This window comes from Nostoc cf. edaphicum LEGE 07299, assembly GCF_015207245.1.
Lineage (GTDB): Bacteria > Cyanobacteriota > Cyanobacteriia > Cyanobacteriales > Nostocaceae > Nostoc > Nostoc edaphicum_B.
Genome location: NZ_JADEXF010000471.1, coordinates 1 through 4365, shown reverse-complemented (window position 1 = coordinate 4365; position 4365 = coordinate 1). Strand labels below are relative to the sequence as shown.

Genomic DNA, 4365 nt, shown 5'->3' with positions numbered 1-4365 from the left:
GTACATGATAGCCATTACGGCGGAAAATTTCAGATACATAGGTTCGCAAATCGGGGTTGTCATCTACAACTAAAATTGAGTGCTGAGTCTTATGTGCTGAGTCTTGGGTATCAACATTGGGGGAGAGGTTTATTGTAATATCTTCAATATTGTCTGTTGTTGACTCTACTAGTTCTAAATCAGCTAATTCTACGCTAGCGCGGCTTGTATTCACTTCGGTAGGCGTTTCTAGTACTTGCTGTGCAGGTAAATGAGCATTTCCAGTCACCAGCCATAAACTAAAAGTAGTACCTTTACCATAAACTGATTCCACAGTGACTTTACCACCATGTAATTCTACTAATTCTTTAACTAGAGCTAAACCCAAACCACTGCCTTCATAGGAGCGGTTTGCTGAACCTTCAGCTTGGCGAAAGCGCTCAAATAGGTGGGGAATTTGTTCTTTAACAATACCAATTCCAGTATCTTGCACTTGTAATATGCAGCGATCGCGCTCAGATTTTAGTCTGACACTGATGGTGCCACCTTCGGGAGTAAACTTCATGGCATTTGACAAGAGGTTATAAACCACCTTGTCAAATTTTTCCATGTCCAAGTACACCGTCGCACACTCATCTAACTGGGTGACTAGATGCAGTTTCTTTTTCTCACAGTAGGGACGAAAAGATTCAACTATTTGGCTGACAAATTCGACTAAATCACAAGGATGAAAGCTAGGCTGCATTCTCCCTGCATTCAGGCGTTGTAAATCTAGGAGTTGATTTACCAGTCGCAGCAGGCGGCGGGAGTTACGCAGGGCGATCGCACTTTGAGAGTAAGATAATCCCTCACCAGCTGCCACCGCCGACTCTAAAGGCCCTTGAATCAAGGTAATCGGTGTGCGAAACTCATGGGAAATGTTTTGGAAAAATTCGGTTTTTTGTTTGTCTAATTCCAGTAAGCGTTCCGCTTGTTGGCGAGTTTTTTGATATAAGTGTGACTGCTGCACAGCGATCGCGGCTTGCGCTGCCACTGCTTTGGCCAAATCGATATCAGATGGCAACCATTGGCGTACTTTTTTACCTTCATGCAAGGTAATACTACCGATACATTTACCATCAGCTAATAATGGTACAAACATTAGCGATCGCGCTGGTATTTTTAAAGGTAAATCAAAACCCCGCACATCTGAGGGAGAATGGCTCACATTACCAATTACCACAGGTTCATGTGTCTGTAGCATTTGTTGGAGGATGGGATTTTCCTGAATCGATGCTTGAGAGTAGGGTAATCTCTGATTTGATAGGTGATGATTGCTACTTGAATTATTATCTGGGGCTGGCGCTTTTAAATTTTCTAGATGTTGAAAACTATCATACAAACCCACACATTCAACAAACTCATCTTCCTCTGTCCACAAAGACAAGACGCATCCATCAACTTGTAAAGCTTGTCCCAATTGTTGGGTTATAGCCGCAAAGATATCTTGAGGATCTAAGCTAGAGCGAATTGCGCTAGTAATCGTATTAATCAAGCTCTCCCGCTTGGCAAGGGCACGTACTTGTTCGTAAGCATAAGCTTGAGACAAAGCTAAGGCTGCCTGATCTGCTACCATCAACACTAACTGCACCTCATCCTCGCCCCAAAAGCGAGGCAGAGAACACTGGTGTAGTGCTAGCACTGCCATCAGTTCTTGTTGGCAGATCAATGGCACAACTAAACTAGAACAAATGTTAGCAGCAGCAAAAGCTTGCCCCCGCTCACGCAGTTCGGGAGTGTTACCGTGAATGCGCTCATCATCAATTACATCGTGAATCACTTGAACTTCGCGGGTTTCCCACACTGTCTGAGCCAAAAGAGGCAGAGGAGTTGCAGAGGATATAATGGGCAGAGACGAAAGACTTACTCCTATTTCTGCTCCGATCTCCTGCACCTCTGTTTCTTCAGAAAGAGGCTTCTGATAAATAAACCCTTTATCCGCCAACTGCTCATCTTGGAAGGGACGTAGCAGACAAACATCCACCTCCAACATGTGACCCACTGTATCTACAATTGCTTGCAAAATTTGTCTGTAGTCTAAAGCACTGCGAATCGTATTGGTAACGGTATTCAGCAGCGATTCTTGACGGAGTGTGCGGGTAAGTTCGCGGGTTCTAGCTTTGAGGACATTGTGAGTATCCAAAGCTTGCCGTACCACTGCTTTTAGTTCCTCCGCTTCCCACGGTTTCGTTACATATTTAAATACCTTGCCAGCATTGATTGCTTCCACCAGGTCTTCGACATCGGTGTAGCCAGTTAAAATAATCCGGATAATATCTGGATATTGAGTTGCTGTCAGGCTCAAAAATTCTGTACCGCTCATCATTGGCATCCGCTGATCGGAGATGATCACCGCGATCTCTCCCTCTTGAGCCAGCAGATCGAGGGCCGCAGGACCAGAGGTTGCCCTTAGCACCTTATAATCACGATAGAAAGTGCGGTAAAGCAAGTCAAGGTTGTCTGGTTCATCATCGACAACCAAAATTTTAGGCTTACTGTTTGCTTGGGATTTCATGCACCGCTTTCCTGCTGCAACGGCAGTCGGATAAAGAATAATCTGATCAGGTAAGGATTTTTCTGAGTCAGGTAAGAGCAGAGCATTTCGACCAATAGGGCTGTTTGGCTACATGACTGCTGAGTGTAGGAGCGTTTACTCACAGTAATTCGTCTCAATTGCTTGTGCCGATTACCGTTTGCGTTGGTGCAGTGTAATTGCTTTCATTGTCAGTTTTAGTGTTACAGAGTCGACGCTTGCTTGCCAAATCTTTTTTCACCTCCTGTGAGCAATGTCTGATAATACATACAGCGCTCATAGCCAGCTGAAAAATCCAGATAAAGCTGCATATTAAGTTTTCCCTCCACAGCTGTTGTAATAACACTTGCAGGTAAATTTTATTTATGATAGTCATGGTAGAGTCAGCAAAATTAAAACAATAAGATTTAAAACCAAAGTATACTATTAGACAAATACCTCTTTCTAATTTAGCAATCAGAACTATCATTAAGACAAGTGGTAGCGAGTTGAGAAGTTAGAGATTAGGGATTAGGAACCTTAGAGATTCTTGTCCCAGTACCTGTACAGCCTACTTGTACGACTTGACAACAAAGTAGTATCAGTGTGCGGTAACTGCAAAAAACAAGTTCAGTACTGTAATCAAGGTAGTTTGAAAGCAGAGTTGAGCGATAGTGTACTTACTTAACAATTTTGGATATCCTGCTTACAGATAAGTTATGCTATTCCTCTGCCCACTCGCTAAAAGCTCTATCACTTTAGAGATGTTTTTGTGGTAATCAGTTTGATATTCTGCCCACCTAAAAGAAGGTATGCAATGAATATACTGAATTTAAGGTTATAGATTTATGAAGTTGTAACTCCTAATACTCTTTCAAAAATGCAGGTTATAAAACATCCTCTAAAGTGTAAAAATTTGTTTAAACTACAAGAAAAAGCGAATTAGCAATATTGGTTCAGTTAAATCTCCTGGGCAACTCTATAAGTTCTGATTTAGTTTAAATCTTGTTTTAGGATATTTGAAAAAATTTTTGTTGAATAAAATCAATACTAAACTAGCCTTGAAATATCGGTTTTTTCACTCATACCACCAACAGGCAATCGATCCAGCTTCCTGCCAATTCCAAATTCGTACAGCTACACCTGCTGATTTGATTGGTGTTGCCCAAATTATTACTGAAAGCTTTCACTCCCATAAGGGTATATGGGGATGGGCTTTCCCGTTGCTACGTCTGGGTATTTACGAAGACTTAAGGCATCGGATGGCATCACCTGCGCCCCGTCATCTTTGCTTAGTTGCCCTTGAAGCTACTACTGGTGAGACTAATAACTTAGTAGGAAGTGTGGAAATGGGTGTGCGCTACAGTAGTGATTCATGGAGCCAGGTTGGTGTCGGTTTTCCTTACTTATCTAATTTAGCGGTTCACCCAAAATACCGTAGACATGGTGTGGCTTCAGGATTACTTACTAGCTGTGAAAAAGTCTCTCGCGAGTGGGGATTTCAAGACTTATATCTCCATGTTTTAGAAAATAACCATCAAGCACGACAGCTTTATTTCAAGCTGGGATATCGAGTGCATAAAGTCGAATCTAATTGGAATACATTTCTTCTAAGAGGCTCAAGCCAGATGTTATTGCACAAGCACCTGAGTGCTGATTCTATTAGCTGAGTGTTGTTTTGGCAATTGTAAACTTTTGTATTATTCTCCAATTAATTCGATGAAATATGTAACTCATAGCGCTAATTAAACACAAATTAAGCTAAACCATATCTACCTTGAAAACCATAGTTATTTTGACTTAGAGAAAGCTCAAAACTCAAGTCAGGACTAAAT

Annotated in this window: 2 protein-coding genes; one reads left to right on the top strand and one right to left on the bottom strand. The window is 41.8% G+C overall.

The window, feature by feature from the left end; genetic code table 11:
* Positions 1 to 2533: GAF domain-containing protein (locus tag IQ229_RS15010; protein WP_194044935.1), on the bottom strand; the 2533-nt coding region annotated here is incomplete at its 3' end.
* 1028 nt (positions 2534 to 3561) lie between these two features.
* Here IQ229_RS15010 and IQ229_RS15005 point away from each other — a divergent pair.
* Positions 3562 to 4200: a GNAT family N-acetyltransferase gene (locus IQ229_RS15005; protein WP_228013479.1), complete on the top strand. Its 639-nt coding sequence runs from the start codon at positions 3562 to 3564 to the stop codon at positions 4198 to 4200.
* The last annotated feature ends 165 nt before the right edge of the window (positions 4201 to 4365 follow it).